Below are 21,132 nucleotides of genomic sequence, written 5' to 3' on the forward strand. Positions count from 1 at the left end.
CTCGTATCCTATTTGAAGCAGGTTGCCTTGTTAAAATGGCTCTCTACCAATCTTTGAGTGATAGGGTGTTCTGGGTAAGAGAGTACCTGATGAGTCTCTCCACTTTCTACCACTTCACCTTCGTGCATCACCATCACTTTATCGGTAATGTGTTTTACTACGCCGATATGCTGCGATACATAGATGAAGGAAACGCCCATTTCCTCCTGCAATTCCAAAAACAGGTTAATGATTTGAGAACGCATTGCCATGTCGAGACCGTTTAGGGCTTCATCCGCGACTATAATGGATGGCTGCAATATCAGCGCTCGCGCAAGACAAACACGCTGCTTTTGACCAGTCGCAAGCATCTGCGGATAGAAGTACGCGTGTTCAGGTAACAGGCCGACACGCAGTAACGTCTCTTTGACACGTTTGATTCGCGCTTCAGGAGGCATGCTGGTATTTCGTTTCAAAGGCCCTTCCAGAATGCGACCAATTTGAATGCGCGGGTTTAATGAGGTATTTGGGTCTTGGAAAATCATTCGAATCAGTTTACAGCGTGTCGAGTAATCTTCATGTTCTAAGCGTTCACCATTGACTCTTATTTCGCCCGATGTCGGTTCGACTACGCCAGATAGCATACGTGCTAAGGTCGATTTCCCTGAGCCATTCTGTCCGATAAAGCCAATGGTTTGCCCTGCCTCAAGACTAAAGCTGACAGGTTTCACCGCCTCGTGAACTTTTTTACGAAAGAGTCCGGCTCGAGTGACAAAGGTTTTTGATAAGTCGGTGACTTCTAATAGGGCGCTCATGCTTTTTTCTTCTCCATGTTGAGCGGGAAGTGGCAGGCAAACTTGTGATTCTTGATTCTTCGAGTCATAGGTATTTCTACACATTGGCGCTGTGCATAAGGGCAACGCGGACCAAGTCGGCATCCGATTGGCAAGTGCTGCAATGGAGGAATGGTTCCTGGCAACGATTGGAGCTTCTCTTTGTGTGGGATCCAATCACTAAAGTCAGGCATCGCTTTAAGTAGCGCAACGGTATAAGGGTGCTTCGGCTTGCTAAGTATCTTTTTGGTATCGGCTGATTCTACTGACTGACCACAGTACATAACAGTGATACGATTTGCCCACTGAGTAATAGTGGTTAAGTCGTGACCAATCAATAGGATAGAGGTATTGTGAATCTGGTTCATTCGACTCAACAGACGCAAAATTTGCGACTGAGTAATCGGATCCAAATCGTTCGTTGGCTCATCGGCGATCAGCAGTTTTGGCTTGGCAGCAATTGCCATTGCAATCATGATCTTCTGGCATTCACCGTCGGTCAGCTCATATGGGTAGCTGCGCATGATCTGTTGGTGATTCTTAATCCCCACTTTATGCAGCAAAGCGGTCGCCTGTTTTTTACGCCATTTAAAGCGTTGCCACCATTTTCCTTCAAATGAACGAGAAGGAATCGCTTCAATCAACTGTTTTCCTACCTCTTCTGATGGATCTAGGCAGGTTGATGGCTCTTGGAAAATCATCGCGATGTCACGTGCGATGACCCGGCGACGTTCTTTTGGAGTGAGTTGCAACAAGTCCACGTTGCCGAGACGCATTCGGTCCGCGGTCACTTTCCAGTTGTCTTTACAGACACCGACAATCGCTTTTGCGACCAAGCTTTTACCTGAACCTGATTCACCTACCAAACCACGAATCTCGCCCTCATTAATGGTTAGGCTCATTCGGTCTACGGCTTTCATCATGCCTTGTGGTGTTTCGATCTCAATAGTGAGGTGGCGGATATCTAACAACGGCATTACTCGATCCCCGCATTTAGCGCTTGGCGAACACCTTCACCAACGAGGTTAATCACAATTACAGTAAACATGATGGCTAGACCAGGAAGTGTCACCGTCCAAGGTGCCAAGTAGATCAACTCGACAGAGTCACCCAATACCGCACCCCACTCGGTGCTGGGGGCTTGTGCACCCAGACCCAAGAATCCAAGCGCAGTGATATCTAAAATAGCAATAGACCATGCCAAGGTTACTTCACTGGCGACCACAACAAGTACGTTAGGTAAGATCGAGTTCCAGAGCAGATAGAAGTCGTTCGCGCCGTCTAACCTTGCCGCCATGATGTAATCTTTTTCGACTTCTGTGTGGACGGCAATATAGACGGATCGAATAAAGCGTGGGATCAGGGCTAAACAGATCGCAAGTAAGATATTGAACTCGCCAAAACCAAGAAATGCGACGAAGATGATCGCAAGCAGCAGCGACGGAATGGACATCACTGTATCGAGTAGATGGTTTAGCGTACTTGATAACAAACCCTTTGTCATACCCGCGAGAACGCCGATAACACAACCTACAACAGTGGCGATAATCGTGACAAGGAATGCGGCACCAAAGGTGAATCTTGACCCTTCAATCAAGCGAGACAATATGTCACGCCCTAGGTCGTCCGTGCCAAGGAAATATTCAACAGTTCCCGCTGGATTCCATGAAGGTGGGATCAAAAGCTCACCAGTTTGAGCTTGTGGATCATGAGGCGTGATCCAAGGTGATAACAGAGTGATGACAATGATGAATAATAGGCACCACAGTCCGAACATCGCTAAATTGTTAGCGCGGAAGCTACGCCAGAATCGCTCGAATTGGGTTGGGATATGTTCTTCTTGATAGACGTTATCGGTTAGCATACCACTCTTTCCTTACTAGCGGGTTGATCATAGCGCCAATCAAATCCGACAAGATGTTTGCGGTTAGCACGAAGGTAGCAACAACAATCACCCCTGCTTGAATAGAGACATAGTCTTGTTGAGAAAGTGCATCAAGAAGCCAGCGACCGATGCCAGGCCAGTTAAAAATCGATTCAGTGATGATCGCCAGAGTGAGCATACTAGACAGCTGAACACCAATCTTTGGAATGATCGGTGGGATAGCGTTGCGCAGTACATGTTGAGTGACAATCTCGTGGGTCGAGAGACCTTTTATGCGCGCAGCACGAATGTAGTTTTGGCTCATCACTTCAGCTACCGATGTTCGCATCAAGCCAATTACCTGTGTTGTTGGGGCCAGTGCTAGGACTAAACAAGGTAAAATGAGATGCTCAATGACACTTTGCAATGCGTGAGCACGATAAGCTCCATTAGCAAAGAAAGCATCGATGATGGCAAACCCTGTGACATGATCGATCTGATAGAGCAGATCGTAACGACCCGCAACAGGGAAGATTTCAAAATGTAGGGAAAACACCATGATCATCAGTAGAGCAATCCAGAATAGCGGAGCCGAATAACCTGACATTGAAGTAAACGAGATTGCCGTATCGATCCACTTACCTTGTTTCATACCCGCCAGAGTACCGATGGGAATACCAATAAACAGAGAGATAGAAAAGGCAATCAAACACAGTTCTAACGTTGCGGGGAAGACGGTTTTCAACTCATCAACGATGGCCACGCCGGTTTTACTGACGCCGAAATTAAGTTGCATTAACTCGCCGAGGTAGGTTAGCCAACCACTCCAAAAATCTTGTAGCGCCCACGCTGAGTTGGGCTCTAGGCGTAAGATGCTAAAGCCAACCATGGTCAAGATCAGCAGAGTAATGATAAACAGGTTGAGTCGTCGAACAGCATAGAGCAGCATTAGCGAACCCTCTCGACGGTATCAAATGGCTGAGCGTTAAACGGACTCACTTTAAATCCTTTCAATGAACTATCGTGCGCTTGCAACTGCATTCCATGGTTGAGTGGAATGACAGGAAATTCTTCATTCAAAATATTTTGCGCTTGTTTATACAGATTCTTTCGGTAACGAAGTTTGTCGACTTCAAGCGCTAGGTCGAGTAAGAAATCGAAGTCTGGGTTACACCAACTGGATACATTAAGACCCACTCGATCTGAATCACACGACAGCAGCGGTCGTAAAAAATTGTCAGGGTCGCCAGTATTCGCAATCCAACCCGTTAAGTACAGGTCAATATTGGCGTTGCTATCCACATCACTACGACTGTAGCGGTCGTTGGTTAGCAGGTTGAGTTTTATGCCAACATCGGCGAAGTTTGCTTGGATTAATTCGGCCGTTTTTCTAGGGCTAGGGTTGTAAGCACGTGGCTCTAGAGGCACTGACATTGTCAGCTCTAACCCTTTGCTGTATCCCGCTTCTCGTAGCAACGCGATGGCGTAATTACGGTCGTAACGAATCTGGATAGTGTCTTTCTGATATGCCCAAGACGAGGGAGGTAAGACAGAATAAGCCTGACTGCCAGTGCCATAGTAGACTGAATCGAGAATGTTCTGTCTGTTTATCGCGTAATTCAGAGCTTTGCGTATGCGAGCATCATTCAACGCTGGGTGCGAGGTGTTTACAGCAACGAAAGAGATATTCATTGCAGGTTTTGCTGTCAGCTTAACGTCGTCACTCTGTTCAATAATCGGTAACTGGCTTGAGAGCGGTGAATTGAGCACATCACACTCTTTGCGTAACAGTTTCGCCAACGTTCCTGTCCCACGCTGTGAAATATCGAATACCACTTGATCCATCTTTGGCTGTGATTTCCAATAGCCTTGGTGTTTCTTCAAGCGGATCAAATCGTTAACCTGATATTCAGCCAAATAGAAGGGGCCAGTACCAACGGGATGAGAGTCGATCATGCCTTTATCATCACGCAGCTGTAACTGACTAGCATACTCTTTTGAAAGAATAACGGCATGGCTAGTGGCGATGTTAGACAGAAAACTATTGTCGGGGCGGCTAAGAGTAAACTTGACGCGGTACTCGGAAAGGGCAGTCACATCAATCACAAGGTTATTGAAGTCGATACCACTAAACCAAGGGTACAGGCCGCTGCCCACATAATGAAATGGGCTGGTGCTATCTATGATTCGATGGAAGCTGAAGACAACGTCATCGGCATTCATGGTGCGTGAGGGCGTAAACCAAGCGGTCGTTTGAAACTGTACGCCTTTACGTAAGTCAAAGGTGTACTCAGTCCCTTGTTTGTTTACTTGCCAAGCAGTAGCGAGACTTGCAACGGGCTGGTAATTATCATTATCTAAGGTCAACAGAGTGTTATAGATCTGGGGACTCAAGGTCTCAGAGGTAATACCGCTGTCTACCAACTGCGGGTTGAATGTTGCTGGGCTGCCTTGACCACAATAAACAAAACCGTTTTGACGAATTTTGCTATGATCAATTTCTTCACCGCAGCCAGCTAAGAGGCTGAGGCTAAATAACCCTAATGTAAACTGTATGAATGCTTTCATAGAAAGAACAATTGTCTGGGACAAAGCATAATGGAACTGATCATTATGCCTTAAGATCCTAATAATTTACCACTAAATACAATCAGTAACCAAAGCAAAAGTACAGTTTTGCAAGGTTAATTGAGGTTTGTTAGGTCGTACTTACGAACCATCCCTCTCAATTGATGGTAGCTCAGCCCGAGCATTTCTGCGGCTTTCCGTTGATTGAACTGACTCTGTTTCAATGCTTCAGTCAGAATGAGCTGATCTTGCTGCTCTTGCCACAGCTTGTAGTCGAGCGGAAACGTGAACGTGTGAGCCGGAGAGATATCGTCATCTTGCACACTAGAATCTGTTGTTTGCCAGCCAGATTGAAAAGGGTCGAAGACAAGGGTGTCGATCGGATCTTGTTGTTGACCATGCTGGTATACGGCTCGTTCAATGACATTTTTCAGTTCACGAACATTACCTGGCCAATGGTACTGGAGAAGGCTTTTCTCTGCTTGGGCGGAAAAGCCAACAAAGTACTCATAGCCCAATTCACGGCACATCTTAATCGCATAATATTCTGCCAGCAGTAAGATATCTTCTTGCCTTTCTCGCAGAGGAGGCAAATGAATGACATCAAACGCGAGTCTGTCGAGCAAGTCAGCACGAAAATCACCATTCTCTGCCATTTGAGGAAGGTTAGCATTGGTTGCACAAACTAAACGCACATTGGCGTTAAGCAACTGATGTCCCCCTACACGTTCATACTGCCCATACTCAATAACACGCAAGAGTTTTTCCTGCACCAGTAGTGGAGCGGTGGCAAGTTCATCAAGAAATAGTGTTCCATTTTCTGCACGTTCAAATCGCCCTTTATGTCTGCCTTTTGAACCAGTAAATGAGCCCTGTTCATGACCAAATAGCTCTGAATCGATGAGACCTTCGCTAAGCGTCGAACAGTTGAGTGAGATAAGTGGCTGATCCCAACGTTTAGACAAATAATGTAGGCGCTGCGCAATCAGCTCTTTACCCGTACCTCGCTCGCCAATAATTAATACTGGTCGTTCTATGGCGGCCAGCTTCGAGACTTTGTCGAGTACCGATAGAAAAGCAGGGGATTCCCCGATGAGATTTTGCTGCATGCTGCGACTCCGTGGCGAAATTTACCAATAGTTGGTTAAATTCAGCATACATCGATATGGTATGTATTGGTATGTTTTTATAAATAACTGATTTGTAATGTTTATTTTTTTGGCATGTAATTTGTTATATAGAACTAGAACCAAGGTATTTTGTTGAGCCGATGAAGATCGGTTCTCGCTAACTGTAATAAGGAGCCTAGCTATGGGTATTTTCTCTCGATTCGCAGACATCGTAAATTCAAACATCAGTGCTCTATTGGATAAAGCTGAAGATCCAGAAAAGATGATTCGCCTTATCATTCAGGAAATGGAAGATACGCTAGTTGAAGTGCGTACCAATTCAGCGAAAGCGATTGCTGATAAGAAAGAATTGGCGCGCAAAGTTGAGTCTATTGAAGACACAATCAATGAGTGGCAGCAAAAAGCAACGCTTGCGCTAACCAAGCAGCGTGAAGATTTAGCGAGAGCGGCTCTGATTGAAAAACAGAAGCTGCAAGACCTTCTTAAAGGTCTTCACACTGAACAGACATTAGTGGAAGAGACGATTGATAAGCTGACTGGCGAAATCGGCAAACTCGAAACTAAAATTACCGAAACTCGCGCTAAGCAGCAGGCGTTAGCGATTCGCAGCCAAACGGCTTCAAATCGTCGCGATGTGCAAAAGCATCTTCACACGGCGCGTACCAGTGAAGCAATGGCCAAGTTTGAACAGTACTCGCGCAAGATCGATGAGATGGAAGCCGAAGCGGATCTCTATGCTAAAACGGGCAATGCCAAATCCTTGGATCAAGAGTTTGCTGAGTTGCAAGCCGAAGACGAAATTGAGAAAGAGCTACAAAAACTCAAACAGCAGATGGAAGAGAAAAAGTAATTCTCGGTTTGTTTTGTTAATTTAAATAGGCAGATAGTCTGGTTTGTTCCAACAATCTGCCTTTACTAAGGAGTTATTGTATGTCGTCATTTCTTATTGCTGGGCCATTGATTGTTTTTCTGATTTTTGTTGCACCTTTATGGTTATTTCTTCATTACCGCAGCAAGAAGAATGCAAGCACAGGGTTGTCGAGTGAAGACCTTCAGCGTCTAGAGCAACTCTCCGATAAAGCAGAAAAAATGCACAAACGGGTCGAAACGCTAGAACGCATTTTAGATGCAGAATCTCCAACTTGGAGGCGTCGTTATGAGTAGCAAAGAACTATATCGTGATACGGTAAATGGCAAAATTACAGGGGTATGTGCGGGTCTCGCCAACTATTTTTCGTTGGAAGTTTGGTTGGTACGTATTCTGGTCATTTCTGCGGCGCTGCTTGGTGGGAGTTTTTTAGTTTTGCTCGCCTATGTCGCGATGACATTAATGATAGAAAAGCAGCCAGCGAACTATGTTGAGACAATAAAGGCTCAGCAGGAGCATAAGTTAAAAAACAAACCATGGCAGCAAGGGCAAACGCCGGATTCTTTGCTTAATACCATTGATAAGGATTTGTCTCAGCTCGAAACACAAATCCGTGACATTGAAGCGTATGTCACTTCAGATGCCTTTAAAGTCGATAGAGAGTTTAAGGCTTTATAGTTCTATTGTTCAAAAGTGCGACTCCATACTCATATCAAGGCAAATTATTAATTTTCATAATAATTTACCTCAAGTGCTGTGGAAGTCGCGTTATCATTCATCTATCTTTGTAACTAATAGCTACAAACGGATGATTGACTCATGCATAAATCTTTGTTGTTGCTTGCCATAACCTCTGCACTAAGCGGTTGTGGTAAAGAACTCCCTCCTGTCCCTGAACCACAATCCAGACCTGCTAAATTATTTACTGTTTCTGTCGGCAATGCCCAATTTGAACGTGATTTTCCTGCCACGTCAGAAGCCGGTGATAAAGCAGTGCTGGCGTTTAGAGTGCCCGGTCAAATGCAATCCATCGATGTCCTAGCGGGGCAGATGGTGAAAAAAGGGGATGTACTGGCATCACTCAATCCAGATGAGTACACATTACTCGCCAAGCAGGCCGAAGCCCAGTTTCGTTTAGCGGATGTTCAATATCAGCGTTATAAAAAGCTGCGTGAAGATAAAGTCGTTTCAGAGCAAGACTTTGATCAAGCCAAAGCTAACCATAATTCTGCTAAAGCGACGCTAGAGCAGGCCCGTGCGAATCTCAGATACACCAAGCTGGTTGCACCTTATGATGGCACTATCTCGCTTATTGCTGCGGAAAATTATGAGTATATGGCTGCTAAACAGGGTGTAATGAATGTTCAGACCAATCAGCTAATGAAGGTGATTTTCCAATTACCCGATCACTTGCTCAATAAGTTTGCTAGTGGGGTAAATTTAATCGCAACCATGACCTTCGATGCCTTCCCCAATAATCAATATGATTTAGTGTTTCAGGAAGTGGATACCGAAGCTGACAGCAAAACGGGATCATATAAAGTCACTATGGTGATGGAACGGCCTGAGGATGTGGGTATTCTGCCAGGTATGGCAGGTTCAGTGCACGTTGCTGTTGAATCCACCGGCGCCACTCAAATACCTCAATCCGCGTTAATGGAGCAACACGGAAAAACGTATGTTTGGCGTGTTGACTCCCAAGGTATCGTTTCTCAAGCCCATGTCGAGCTAAACGACAAACTTCAGGTGCAAAGTGGCCTCAGTGAAGGTGACCAAATTATTGTGTCTGGTGTCAGTGGTATTGAGGCGGGTATCAAAGTCCGCGAATGGATTAAAGAGCGAGGGTTGTAAGATGAAACAGTGGTTATGTCTCGGTCCTCTCGCATCTTTAGTCATGTTGGCTGGATGTGGTGGTGAACTGCAGTATGTTGATTTTGGTACACCTAAAGTGAAAGTCGTTGATCTGTCTAGTCAGTCTGTTGTTGAGGATAGACTCTACTTTCCAGCGGTCGCAAATGCGGCTGAGCGTTCACATCTCAGTTTTCGTGTCGCGGGTGAAATTAGTCGGCTCTATGTTAAAGAAGGTGACCAATTAAAACAGGGTGACTTAATTGCAGAGTTAGACCCAACGGATTACCAACTTGCAGTCGACAATGCTTCGGCGCGTTATAGTGTAGTGGATAGTCAATACAAGCGTTCTAAACCGTTAGTTGATAAGGGCTTGTTAGCTAAGTCGCAGTTCGATGAAATAGCGGCAAATCGTCAAATCGCTTACGCAGAACTCGAACTTGCTAAACTACGCTTGTCCTTTACCAAGCTTCATGCTCCGGTGGATGGCATCATCTCTCGTGTCAATGCCGATCAGTTTGAAAACATTCAAGTTGGGCAGCAAGTGGTCAACATCCATAGTGTCGACAGTGTTGAAGTGCTGATTCAGTTGCCTGACCGTCTTTATACAAATCAGCCGAATCAGGCTACCTTGTCAAAAATTCAGGCGGTCGTAAAAGTACCGAGTGGTAATCAATATTCAGCTCAGATCAAAGAGTTCACCACTGAGCCAGATCCTGCCACTGGCACCTTCACGGTGACATTATCAATGCCAATGCCGGAAAAGGAGTACATTCTTGATGGTATGCCTGTGGAAGTGACATCGAAAGGTGAGAATGTCGGTCTAAAGCTCAACCTCGGGGTTCAAATTCCAATTGAAGCCATTTTCAATGGGGATGGCGATGATCTGGATAAAGAGAACAAATATGTATGGCGCTTAAATTCGGATAGCACAGTGGCCAAGCAGCAAGTGATTGTAGGCAAGGCTAGTAAGGATCTAATCCAGATCTTAGATGGCTTAAGCCAAGATCAAACCGTGGTGGTTGCGGGTCTGTCGAGATTGAGAGAAGGAATGCAAGTTCAAGTGATTAAACAGGAGGCAGGCAATGAGTGAAGTGAATAATAACTTGCCTCAGGATGATGACAAGATTACCGGCATAGCGGCGTACTTTATTCGCAACCGTGTTATCAGTTGGATGATATCACTGATATTTCTGATTGGTGGTACAGCGGCATTTTTTGGATTGGGGCAGCTAGAAGATCCCGCTTTTACTATCAAAGATGCCATGGTTGTCACCTCATATCCGGGCGCGACACCTCAGCAAGTTGAAGAAGAAGTGACTTATCCGATAGAGAAAGCCATTCAGCAACTCACCTACGTCGATGAAGTCAATTCTATATCGAGCCGAGGGTTGTCGCAGATCACCGTGACAATGAAAAACAACTATGGCTCTGATGATTTGCCTCAGATTTGGGATGAACTGCGCCGTAAAGTGAATGACTTGAAAGGGCAGTTACCACCGGGCGTCAATGCTCCGCAAGTCATCGATGATTTTGGAGACGTTTATGGCATTTTGCTGGCCGTAACGGGAGATGGATATAGTTATAAAGAGCTGCTCGATTATGTCGACTATCTAAGACGAGACTTGGAACTTATCGATGGCGTGAGCAAGATTTCCGTTTCAGGACAGCAACAAGAGCAGGTGTTCATCGAAATCTCGATGAAACGAATGAGCAGTCTTGGTTTGTCTCCTAATACGGTGTTCAACTTACTCGCGACGCAAAACGTTGTATCAGATGCCGGTGCGATCAGAATTGGTGATGAGTACATTCGTATTCATCCGACTGGTGAGTTCCAGAATGTGGATCAGTTGGGCGATTTGATTCTGACCGAAAGTGGTGCTCAAGGTTTGATTTACTTGAAAGACGTCGCGGATATCAAACGTGGTTATGTCGAAGTACCAAGTAATATTATTACCTTTAACGGCAAGTTGGCGCTGAACCTTGGGGTCTCTTTTGCTCAAGGGGTGAATGTAGTTGAAGTTGGTAAGCGTTTCGACCGCCGCTTAGCGGAGCTAAAATATCAGCAGCCTGTGGGTGTCGATATTGCAGAGATATACAGTCAGCCAAAAGAAGTCGACAAATCGGTGAGTGGATTTGTTGTGAGTCTTGGTCAAGCGGTGGCGATTGTAATTATCGTACTGCTTTTCTTCATGGGGTTGCGCTCAGGTCTGTTGATCGGATTGATTCTGTTATTGACGGTACTTGGCACCTTTATCTTCATGAAGTATTTCGCGATTGATTTGCAAAGGATTTCTCTTGGTGCACTGGTTATCGCTTTGGGTATGCTGGTGGACAATGCCATTGTGGTGGTCGAAGGGATATTGATAGGAACCCAGAAAGGTCGAACGAGGTTGCAAGCGGCAACCGACATTGTGACTCAGACTAAGTGGCCACTACTAGGGGCTACGGTTATTGCTGTGACGGCTTTCGCACCAATCGGTTTATCTGAAGATGCAACAGGTGAATACTGTGGCACTTTGTTTACCGTACTGTTGATATCGTTGATGCTAAGCTGGTTTACCGCAATCTCATTAACACCATTCTTTGCTGATATCTTCTTTAAGGGACAAAAGTTCAAGCAAGAAGGTGAAGAGAGCGATCCATACAACGGCATGATCTTTGTTATGTACAAAGGCTTCCTTGAGTTCTGTATGAAGCGAGCATGGCTGACCGTTGGGGTTCTAATACTTGGTCTGGCAGCGAGCATCGCAGGATTTACTCAAGTTAAGCAATCATTCTTCCCATCGTCGACGACGCCAATCTTCCAAACCGATGTTTGGTTACCTGAAGGGACAGATATTCGAGCGACTAACACCAAGCTAAAAGCGTTAGAGTCATGGTTATCGAGCCAAGATGGCGTTGAGCACGTTACGACGACTGCAGGTAAAGGCTTACAGCGCTTTATGCTGACCTACGCGCCGGAAAAGAGTTACGCAGGTTATGGTGAGATTACAACTAGGGTCGCCAGCTATGAGCAGTTAGCAAATTTGATGACGCACTTTAGGCAGCACCTTGAAGACAACTTCCCAGAAATTAACTACAAGCTGAAACAAATTGAGTTAGGTCCTGGTGGTGGTGCAAAAATTGAAGCAAGAATCATTGGCTCTGACCCGACCGTATTACGTGGTATTGCGCAGCAAGTTTCGGACATCATGCATGCAGACCCAGGTGCGACGAACATTCGTCATGACTGGCGTGAGCGTACTAAGGTACTTGAACCTCAGTTTAACGAAAGTCAGGCGCGACGTTACGGCATCACTAAATCAGAAGTGGATGAATTCCTCGCAATGTCGTTCTCGGGTAAATCGATAGGTGTCTACCGAGACGGAACAACGCTAATGCCGATCGTGGCACGTTTACCTGAAGATGAGCGTGTCGATATCCGTAACATTGAAGGAATGAAGATATGGAGTCCTGCACTCAGTGAGTACATTCCATTACAACAAGTCACTATGGGTTATGACTTACGCTGGGAAGACCCGATTATTGTGCGTAAGAATCGTAAACGTATGCTGACGGTAATGGCCGACCCTGACATACTCAGTGAAGAGACAGCCGCGACGTTGCAGAAACGTCTAATGCCGCAGATAGAAGCTATTGAATTGCCACCAGGTTATTCTCTGGAATGGGGCGGTGAATACGAGTCTTCTGGTGAAGCACAGGCATCTTTGTTCACTACCATGCCAATGGGTTACCTGTTCATGTTCTTGGTCACCGTGTTCCTATTTAACTCGGTCAAAGAACCACTGATAGTGTGGTTGACTGTACCGTTAGCCATTATTGGGGTAACCACGGGCTTACTAGCACTTAATACTCCGTTTGGCTTTATGGCCTTGCTGGGTTTCCTCAGTTTGTCCGGCATGTTGCTGAAAAACGGTATCGTCTTGCTTGACCAAATTGAGATAGAGATGCATTCGGGTAAAGACCCTTATGTAGCGGTCGTAGATGCGGCACTTAGCCGTGTGCGACCTGTATGTATGGCGGCGATTACCACGATATTGGGTATGATTCCTCTTTTACCTGATATCTTCTTTAAGCCGATGGCGGTGACGATTATGTTTGGTTTAGGGTTTGCAACTGTACTGACACTTATTGTCGTACCAGTGTTGTATCGTCTATTCCACAAAGTCAAAGTGCCAAACTAACGGGTTGAATACAAAAGCGCCCCTGACTCTGTTGGGGGCGTTTGTTTTTTTAGGGAGAAAAGGAATGAGCAAGGAGACAACCTGTGCATGGGCGATGAACCATGAACTTGAGCGTAATTATCATGACGCTGAGTGGGGAGTGCCTGTTTACGACGACACCGTGTTATTTGAGTTCATCACTTTAGAAGGGGCGCAAGCCGGCCTAAGTTGGATTACTATTTTGAAAAAAAGAGCAGGCTATCGTGCAGCTTTTGAAAACTACCATCTAGAAACCCTCGCTCAATATGATGAATCGGAAGTAGAACGCATCATTGAGAATTTTGATGTGGTTAAACATCGTGGCAAGATCACCTCGGTATTCGGTAATGCCCGTGCCGCATTGGCCCTAAAGGAAGAGTATGGCAGCCTTTCTGATGCATTGTGGCAGTTTGTTGATGGACAGCCTATCGTAAATCAATGGACCGAGATGAGTGATGTGCCTGTCTCTACTGAACAGTCAAAAGCGATGAGCAAATTTCTCAAGAAAAAGGGGTTTAAGTTTGTTGGTGAGACGATCTGCTATGCCTTTATGCAGGCGGTAGGCATGGTGGATGATCATCTGATTAATTGCCCTAAAAAAGTACGTTAATTAAGGCTGCAGCAACTATTCTGCCTATAGAGTCCTGATTAGCGTTTTTGGTCGAGCTCCAACTTTAAAGCTTCGAATCACTTTAACTACAGAGGTACACCATTTTGCTCAGTGGTGTACCTTTTTGTATGGTTTGGAAACAGTGTGAATTCAGTAATTCCCTCTTGTGATACCAATGCGCTCAGTTTTGGTTGCCTTTTACCTCGTAGAAAACGCATAAATTTTGTTTTGTCGATTATGGTGAGTGACCTAACGATGCGTATAGGAAAGCTCTTGGGACTATTGTCTTTGATGCAGCAATGGGGGGGATGTAGCTGATGGTATTGTCAATAAAGAGCCGTTTCTTTTGATAGGTTATGCCAAGCTTAAATGATTCCTACGGACAGTCTTACATCTTAATTAGGTTTAATGTGTTAGTGATCTCAATAGCATTATATCTATTGAAGGTGGTGATCATCACTCATGCTGAGTTCACTTGTACTACTGTGCAGCAATAAGCTGCACCACATATTCTTTCTTAGCGGGAGCATATTATTGCTCACGATAGTCACATTCGGCTTGTGTTCACGGGGAGTTAGCGCCAATGAATTGCCTTTAGGGCCATTAGCGACTCAAGATATTGAAGAAGAGCAGCGACAACGTCTTAAACAACTTGAAGAAAGTACTAATGCGCTTCAAGAACTGACTCCTGCTCCCACGCTTCCTGACTCTCAGCTAATAGAAGATACTCAATGTATTGATGTTACTGAGATACAATTTTCTGGGAATACTCAGTACAGTAATCAAACACTGGCCGGGATATCTGACTTTCAGGCTGGATGTATTGGCCTGAATACTATCAATGACTATCTTCGCAATATCTCTAATCACTATATCGAAGCGGGCTATGTCACTTCCCGTGCTTTTATGACACCACAAGACCTGTCTTCTGGGGTGTTATTGATTGTGATTGTCGAAGGGAAGGTAGGAAAGGCTCTCTTCAATGGGAAGGACGCTGACTTTTTAGTTATGGCACTTCCGGGTATCTCTGGTGGGTTATTAAACTTGAGGGATATTGAGCAAGGGCTTGACCAAGTTAATCGGCTATCACGATACAACGCGCAAATAAAGTTATTGCCTTCGACGCAGCAAGGCTACTCAATTGTTGATATTCAATCTTCCGAGCAAAAGTTCACCTCTTTAGAACTAGGGTTGAGCAATAGCGGTCAGGAATCCACAGGTGAACAGCAAATATCCCTTAGCGTGACGGCAGAGGACCTATTCAAACGCCTTGACCAGTGGAGCCTCCGTGCAACCAAAAGTGCGGCAATGATTAACTCGAAGGATTCCGAAAGCTTATACTTAGGCGTTGATATCCCTGTTGGTTACTGGAACTTTGGCTATCGCACCTCTTACAGCAACTACTTCACGACGTTTAACAATCAGGGTTTCACGTTTGATTCGTCAGGGAAAACCAACAGTCATGACATCGAGCTTAAATGGCTTTTCTATCGTGATGAAGTGAGTAAATCGGCGCTAAAAGCGGCCATCAGCCATCGCCGAGAAAAGAACTATATTCTCGGCAACTTACTCGAAGCTGGTTCTCGAAATTTGTCTTCCGCCTCCCTTGCTTGGGAACACAGTACTCGTTTAGGTGGGGGCTTTATGAACTTATCCCCAAAACTATCACTAGGCACGGATTGGTTTGGCGGCGAAAGAACGCAATCGCAGGATGACTCTCTACCGACCGCCCAATTTGTCAAAGGCTCAATAACGGGAAGTTATACCTATCCAATCACCCCAGCGCTGTCACTGTCCAGCACCCTATTTGGTCAGTGGAGCAACGATACCTTGTATGGTAGTGAGCGGCTGAGTATTGGTGGTGAATATTCCGTCCGAGGCTTTAAAGGAACCTCTATTTCAGGGGATGAAGGGTATTACTGGCGAAATGACCTTAATTACCGTTTAGGGCAATTTTCTTATATTGGACTCGTTTCTACTCAGTTGGCCCTTGATACTGGCACTATTGTGGAAGACAGCCAAGATGCCTTTGAGCGTGGCTCGCTCTTTGGTAGCAGTTTGTCATTAAAAACTCAGGCTCAGTATGTCTCGAGTTCACTTACCTTTGGGTTTCCAATTGAAGCCCCTTCAAGACTTCATGTCGATGATTACGTGGTCTATTACCGCGTAGATGTCTCAATATAAATTTGGCAGGTAGATTATGGATAAGCGTGTAACCCAGGGCAGTGTGTGGCTGACATACACATTATGTGGCGTTCTAACCATTCATCCGGCTCTTGCCAATGTTGTGATTGATGGCAACTCTGCCAATACCAGCAAAACTCAGGCGGGTAACGGCGTTGAGGTGGTCAATATCGCCACCCCGAACAACAAAGGGCTGTCTCACAACAAATACCAAAAGTTCGATGTTGGCTCTCAAGGGCTAATTCTCAATAACTCGACCCAACAACTCAGTCAGTCTCAGCTTGGCGGGCTACTGCAAAATAACCCCAACCTCAAAGGCCGTGCTGCCGACGTAATTTTAAATGAAGTCACAGGGGCAAACCGCAGCCAGCTTGAAGGCTACACAGAAGTATTCGGCCAACAAGCCAATGTCATCCTCGCCAACCCATACGGTATTACCTGTGACGGGTGTGGGTTTATTAATACCCCTCGAGTGACGTTATCGACAGGGGCACCTGAGTTAAACAACGGGCAGTTAACGGGGTTTGATGTTTCCAAAGGGAGCGTCACCATTGAGGGGCTAGGTCTCGATGCCACCAACCAAACGTATTTTGACATCATTAGTCGCACTGCAGAGATTAACGCCAACATTCACGCGAACGATTTAGCTATTGTGACAGGCAAGAACCACGTCAGCTATCAAACCAATCAAGCGACCGCTTCCAACGCTCCCCCATCAAGCAATACGCCGTCTTTGGCGATTGATTCCTCCTCGTTAGGCGGCATGTACGCCGGACGTATTTCTCTCGTCGCGACAGAACAAGGTGTTGGCGTTAACGTCGGGAATCTGGTTTCAAACGTGGGCGACCTGTCTATTAACGCCAATGGCCATATTGTGCTCGGCAGCGCCAACAGTGCTAAAAACTTGATCCTGCACACACAGCAAGATTTGACCTTAGTCGACGCGCAAACCGCGCAAAAAGCGATGTCACTCACGGCGCAAAACATTCAAGTTCAGCAGTCACAGATAGTCGTTGACGAGACCTTATCAGTCTATGCCGACAATGTACTGTTAACCGAAGCGGCTATTGAAGCGGAACAGATAAACACCGCAGTCAATGACATCACGGTTGATGAGCAGAGTGAACTCTCTGCGACATCAATCACCATGACGGATCTGTCTTCTTTGAACAATCATGGGCAAGTATACGCCCGAGATACCCTCTCAATACAAGGCGACAGCACAACATTAACTGAAGATGGACTGATTACCGCGTCAAATGTCATCATCCAAAGCCCTCAGCTGACCATTGATACAAGGCTGCAGACAGACAACACCCAGATAACTTCAGGCCAACAACTAACCATCACTGAAGATGCTCGATTAGAAGCGACAGGCAATGTCGAGCTTACCACTGGGCAATTGGATCTTATTGGCGATACCGTTGCAAACAACCAAATAGATGTCACCGTTAATGGGGCTGCGAATATCCAAGGCACTCTGCTCGGTAAACATGTCAATCTCACCGCGAATGATACTCAGGTTCAAGGTGTACTTCACGCTAACGAAGCGTTAACGGTGACAACAGAAACACTGACAAATACCGGCGGCATGACGTCCTCGAGTGCTCAACAAATCAATGTTGATCGTGACATGACGAATTACGGCTGGGTGTATGCGGCAGATTCTCTGGATTTCCGAATTCAGGGGACATTACTCAATCAGCAAGGCGAAATCCTCTCTGGTGGCGATATCCAGATCCGTGGTCGCCAAGGAAACGAACTTGCGCAAAGCTTTAATAACGCCTCTGGTACTCTCCATGCCAATCAGTCTCTTGCTATCTATGCATCGACGATTCTTAACAAACCCACCACGGTCAATTTCAATAGTGAAACCACCAATGGTGATTACAGCTTCGGCTCTGTTGAAGGTTTTTCTGTTGGGTGGGGCTCGCCGTACACACCTGAAACTAGAACTGAAGACCGGAGCTGCAACATATTCGGTAGGGATTGTGAACACTGGAAAATATCTCAAGACACAGAAGTGACCCTACTCACTCGAACCACCAATAGTACCCTGACAAGCAGTGCGTCCTCCCAGATAACAGCGGACGGCAACATAACCCTAGTGTCAGAGCAAATCACCAATGAGTTAAGTTTGATTCATGCTGGACAAGACCTCAATATTACGACTGAGTCACTCGTCAATCAGGGATACACAACTGGTCGCTACCGGGATTATTCGCTCTACAAGCATTACAGCACTGAAGGCGATCCCATTCGCCAGTTTGACTATGTTCGCTTAAATACTCAGACCCAAACCCTGAGTGAAGAAACCCATCAATCGACCATTGCTGCTGGTGGAAGCTTAACTATTAAAGCAAACTCTCAAGTCAACAACTCAGACATTCGAGACAGGGACACCAGCGAAATAACGGGATTGGCGGTGCAACCTATTCAGCAACAAAGTGCCGCTACTCTGGCCTACCCTATTCCGACAGGCAAAAATGGTTTGTTCATCTATCAGCCTAACCCCAAAGGCAAATACCTGATTGAGACCAATCCACTGCTGACCAATATGGGGCAGTTTCTCGGCTCCGACTACTTTATGACGCGGGTCGGTTTCAATCCTCAAAAGGATGTCAAGTTCTTAGGTGATGCCTTCTATGACTCGAAAATCATCAGTCAGGCTATTTTCAAGCAGACAGGTCTGCGCTATCTAAATCAATCTATTGGCAGCCAGTTAGAACAGATGCAACAACTGATTGATGCCGCGGCATTGCAAAAAAATGCCTTAAATCTATCGGCTGGCGTTGCACTCTCTGCTGACCAGATAGCAAACCTGACTCAAGATATTTTGTGGTATGAGGAAGTCGTCGTTAACGGCCAAACCGTACTGGCACCGAAACTCTATTTGGCTCAGGCCACATTAGACAACCTAAACCAAGGTGCCCTTATCGCTGCGACAGATGTCACTATAAATGCCGATAACATTACCAACAGCGGGCGTGTCAGCTCAGATTCGTCACTCAATCTGACCAGTGCAAACAACATCGAAAACCTTAGGGGAACATTAACCAGTAACGGCGACCTTTCATTACTTGCTGAGCAAGACATCATCAACCTCAGTGGCGACATTCAGGGCAGCAATGTTTCGCTAACGGCGACCCATGGCAACATTGTCAATGAAACGCTCGCAACGACGCTGACCAGCACGCTGGGTAGCAGCAGCTCGACTTCAACCACACTGGGCAAAACCGCCTCAATCAGTGTAACAGGAGACCTTACCCTTACAGCAGGTAACCACATAAAAAATCTTGCAGCCGATATAACAGGGCAAGGGAATGTCGACCTCACCGCAGGTCAAGATATTATTGTTAGCTCAAAAGAAAACGCGCTGAAAGCGAGCAGTTCATTTGGTGGAGAAGCCTCTACGTCACAAATAGGCTCAAGCGTCACAGCAGATGGAAACTTACGCCTAAAAGCAGGCAACGATGTTACCGTCACAGCCAGCCAATTGGCCTCTCAGCAAACACTAAGTCTCGATGCAGGCAATAACGTCACCATTGAGACTGCGCTGAATAAGCAATCAGATAACACCAGTCTGACCAATTCCACCAGCGTCAATCGCAGTGAACAACATCAGGGCTCAACACTGACGGGCAATAACGTCACCCTCAAGGCCAACAACGATGCGACCCTGTCTGGCAGCACCATTACCGCTAGGCAGTCGGCGTCTATTGAAGCCAAGGGCGATGTCAACATTCTTGCCGTTAATGATAGCGAGTACCACTACGACAAAACTGTTTCGAAGAAGTCTTTTGGTCGCAGTAAAACCACCATCAATGAAACTTATCAAGAGCAGGTGAAAGGCAGTGCGATTACGGCTGGTAATGACATTAGCATTAAAGCGCAAAACTTAGATTCAGCGATTACTGCGGGTGGCGATAGTAACATCAATGTTATTGGTTCTTCTCTGAATGCTGGCGGTGAAGTGAATTTATCTGCCGATGGTGATGTGACCATGGCTGCTCAAACTTACAAAGAATTTGAACGCCATGAAACCATCAAGAAAGGCTTTGCCGGGCTAAGTGGCAGTAACCAAGGCAGCCTTGATGACGCCACTTTGCTTAACAGCAGCTACTTGATTAACTCGGGCAACACCACGGTTATCGCAGGCAAAGATATTGGTGTAATTGCCAGTGAAGTAGCCAGTGGTGGCAGCGTAAGCCTAGAAGCGGTCAATGATGTGCTTATTGCGGCCGGGGAAGTATTAAAGCAGAGTCAAGAGTGGGATGAGAAAACCAAGTTCCTAAGTGGCGGTAACCTGTTTGAGATGGAGAAAAAACGTGAAGGTCAGCAAAGCTCTACTGCTCAATCCAGTGTGATTCAGTCAGGCGGAAACCTCTCGGTCAATGGGGGTTCAGTGACCGTTATTGGTTCTGAGCTTCAAGCTGATAAGAATATAGACTTAACCGCCGATACAGGCGATGTCTCCATTCTTGCAGCCAAAGAAACCACCCAGACGTTCAGCAGTGAAGAAAAACTGTCAGTCAGTTTGGGGGATGGGTTTGATGGAGTAAATGTTGAAGACGGTCAAGTTAAGATATCGCTTGGTGAGGCGACCTACGATAAAGTCAAACAGCAAAGTGATTCACTAAACCATAAAGGGAGTGTGATTGCAGCAGGTGATAATCTGTCAATGGATGCTGAGTCGTCTATTTTGGTCGAGGGCTCTACTCTGGTCGCCGATAGCAACCAAGACCAATCAGGTGATTTAACGCTTGCCGCAAAAGAGAACGTGACCATTATCGAGGCGGTAGACACGCTCAGTGAACAACGTGAAGAAATTCATGGTAAAGCGGAAGCGAGCTTGGTTGTTCAGCACCAAGCTGTGGAGGTCGCAAAAGCGGCGCAAGCGCTCCAAAAATCAACGAAGAAACTTAAACAAGCTGAGCAAGACTATAAACAGTATAAGAAAGGTTTGGATTCTCTAGAGTCGACACTCGCTACACTAGAGCAGGAGTACGCAGATAAGAAGCCGGGGGTCACCTTTGCAGACAT

15 protein-coding genes are annotated in these 21,132 nt (G+C 45.9%); 9 read left to right on the forward strand and 6 right to left on the reverse strand.

Features of this window, described 5'->3' with window-relative positions; genetic code table 11:
• Nucleotides 1–8: 8 nt before the first annotated feature.
• The 6 genes from QTN94_RS01565 to pspF form a co-directional block, all read right to left on the reverse strand.
• Nucleotides 9–794, reverse strand: a complete 786-nt coding sequence (locus QTN94_RS01565; RefSeq protein WP_138970320.1) for a peptide ABC transporter ATP-binding protein — start codon at nt 792–794, stop codon at nt 9–11.
• Nucleotides 791–1,789, reverse strand: coding sequence for a peptide ABC transporter ATP-binding protein (locus QTN94_RS01570; protein ID WP_331415889.1), 999 nt, complete (start codon nt 1,787–1,789; stop codon nt 791–793). The genes QTN94_RS01565 and QTN94_RS01570 overlap by 4 nt, the downstream gene beginning before the upstream one ends.
• Nucleotides 1,789–2,676, reverse strand: coding sequence for a putrescine export ABC transporter permease SapC (gene sapC / locus QTN94_RS01575; protein WP_138970322.1), 888 nt, complete (start codon nt 2,674–2,676; stop codon nt 1,789–1,791). The genes QTN94_RS01570 and sapC overlap by 1 nt, the downstream gene beginning before the upstream one ends.
• Nucleotides 2,663–3,625 carry an ABC transporter permease gene (locus QTN94_RS01580; RefSeq protein WP_138970323.1) on the reverse strand — a complete coding sequence of 321 codons (963 nt, stop codon included), beginning with the start codon at nt 3,623–3,625 and terminating at the stop codon, nt 2,663–2,665. The genes sapC and QTN94_RS01580 overlap by 14 nt, the downstream gene beginning before the upstream one ends.
• Nucleotides 3,625–5,244: an ABC transporter substrate-binding protein SapA gene (gene sapA, locus QTN94_RS01585; RefSeq protein WP_331415888.1), complete on the reverse strand. Its 1,620-nt coding sequence runs from the start codon at nt 5,242–5,244 to the stop codon at nt 3,625–3,627. Before sapA ends, QTN94_RS01580 begins: the two co-directional genes overlap by 1 nt.
• Before the next feature lie 116 nt (nt 5,245–5,360).
• Nucleotides 5,361–6,353 carry a phage shock protein operon transcriptional activator gene (gene pspF, locus QTN94_RS01590; RefSeq protein ID WP_331426633.1) on the reverse strand — a complete coding sequence of 331 codons (993 nt, stop codon included), beginning with the start codon at nt 6,351–6,353 and terminating at the stop codon, nt 5,361–5,363.
• A 202-nt stretch (nt 6,354–6,555) separates the two neighbouring features.
• On the opposite strand from pspF, the gene pspA reads away from it, so the two are divergent.
• The 9 genes from pspA to QTN94_RS01635 form a co-directional block, all read left to right on the forward strand.
• Complete coding sequence (pspA, locus tag QTN94_RS01595) at nt 6,556–7,224, forward strand: phage shock protein PspA (protein WP_138970326.1); 669 nt, start codon at nt 6,556–6,558, stop codon at nt 7,222–7,224.
• 80 nt (nt 7,225–7,304) lie between these two features.
• Entirely contained in the window at nt 7,305–7,538 is a 234-nt protein-coding gene (gene pspB / locus QTN94_RS01600) for an envelope stress response membrane protein PspB (RefSeq protein ID WP_138970327.1), read from the forward strand.
• On the forward strand, nt 7,501–7,920 hold the full coding sequence (pspC, locus tag QTN94_RS01605) for an envelope stress response membrane protein PspC (RefSeq protein ID WP_171052107.1): 420 nt from the start codon (nt 7,501–7,503) through the stop codon (nt 7,918–7,920). Before pspB ends, pspC begins: the two co-directional genes overlap by 38 nt.
• 141 nt (nt 7,921–8,061) lie before the next feature.
• Complete coding sequence (locus tag QTN94_RS01610; protein WP_331426634.1) at nt 8,062–9,093, forward strand: efflux RND transporter periplasmic adaptor subunit; 1,032 nt, start codon at nt 8,062–8,064, stop codon at nt 9,091–9,093.
• A 1-nt stretch (nt 9,094) separates the two neighbouring features.
• A complete protein-coding gene (locus tag QTN94_RS01615; RefSeq protein ID WP_331415886.1) occupies nt 9,095–10,183 on the forward strand; it encodes an efflux RND transporter periplasmic adaptor subunit in 1,089 nt (362 codons plus the stop codon).
• Nucleotides 10,176–13,277 carry an efflux RND transporter permease subunit gene (locus QTN94_RS01620; protein ID WP_331426636.1) on the forward strand — a complete coding sequence of 1,034 codons (3,102 nt, stop codon included), beginning with the start codon at nt 10,176–10,178 and terminating at the stop codon, nt 13,275–13,277. The genes QTN94_RS01615 and QTN94_RS01620 overlap by 8 nt, the downstream gene beginning before the upstream one ends.
• Nucleotides 13,278–13,341: 64 nt before the next feature.
• Nucleotides 13,342–13,905, forward strand: coding sequence for a DNA-3-methyladenine glycosylase I (locus QTN94_RS01625; protein ID WP_331426637.1), 564 nt, complete (start codon nt 13,342–13,344; stop codon nt 13,903–13,905).
• A 534-nt stretch (nt 13,906–14,439) separates the two neighbouring features.
• On the forward strand, nt 14,440–16,089 hold the full coding sequence (locus QTN94_RS01630; protein WP_331426639.1) for a ShlB/FhaC/HecB family hemolysin secretion/activation protein: 1,650 nt from the start codon (nt 14,440–14,442) through the stop codon (nt 16,087–16,089).
• Between the two features lie 16 nt (nt 16,090–16,105).
• Nucleotides 16,106–21,132, forward strand: a 5,027-nt coding sequence (locus QTN94_RS01635) for a two-partner secretion domain-containing protein (protein WP_331426640.1), incomplete at its 3' end; no start/stop codon positions are given.

Source organism: Vibrio sp. M250220, from assembly GCF_036533795.1.
Taxonomy (GTDB): domain Bacteria; phylum Pseudomonadota; class Gammaproteobacteria; order Enterobacterales; family Vibrionaceae; genus Vibrio.